We start from the raw sequence: 355 nt of genomic DNA, 5'->3' as shown, positions 1-355 counted from the left end.
GTCGGGCGATACGGGCCTCATCCATGGCGCAGCCTCGGATTGAGCAGCGCATACATCATGTCGACGGTGAGGTTGATCAGAACGAAAAGCAGCGCGAACACCAGCACGATGCCCTGGATCAGCGGCAGGTCGCGGTTGATGACAGCGTCGATCGCCATATTGCCGAGGCCTTCATAGGAGAACAGCCGCTCGACGATGACGGTTCCGCCGATGAGGAAGGTGAACTGCACGCCGACCAGCGTCAGCGTCGGCAGCGCCGCGTTCTTCAACGCTTCGCGCAAAATGACCTGCGTCTCCGAGAAGCCTTTCACTCTGGCCAGCACGACATAGTCGAGGTCGAGCACTTCCTTCAGCG

At 60.3% G+C, this 355-nt stretch carries 1 protein-coding gene; it reads right to left on the bottom strand.

Annotated elements, in window-relative coordinates:
• Window positions 1–17: 17 nt before the first annotated feature.
• Window positions 18–355, bottom strand: a 338-nt coding sequence (locus EN852_RS36695; RefSeq protein ID WP_135879748.1) for an ABC transporter permease, incomplete at its 5' end; no start/stop codon positions are given.

This window comes from Mesorhizobium sp. M2E.F.Ca.ET.209.01.1.1 (genome assembly GCF_004010375.2).
Taxonomy (GTDB): domain Bacteria; phylum Pseudomonadota; class Alphaproteobacteria; order Rhizobiales; family Rhizobiaceae; genus Mesorhizobium.
Note: the sequence above shows the minus strand (reverse complement) of the source record. Positions and strands in the feature narration are given on the sequence as shown.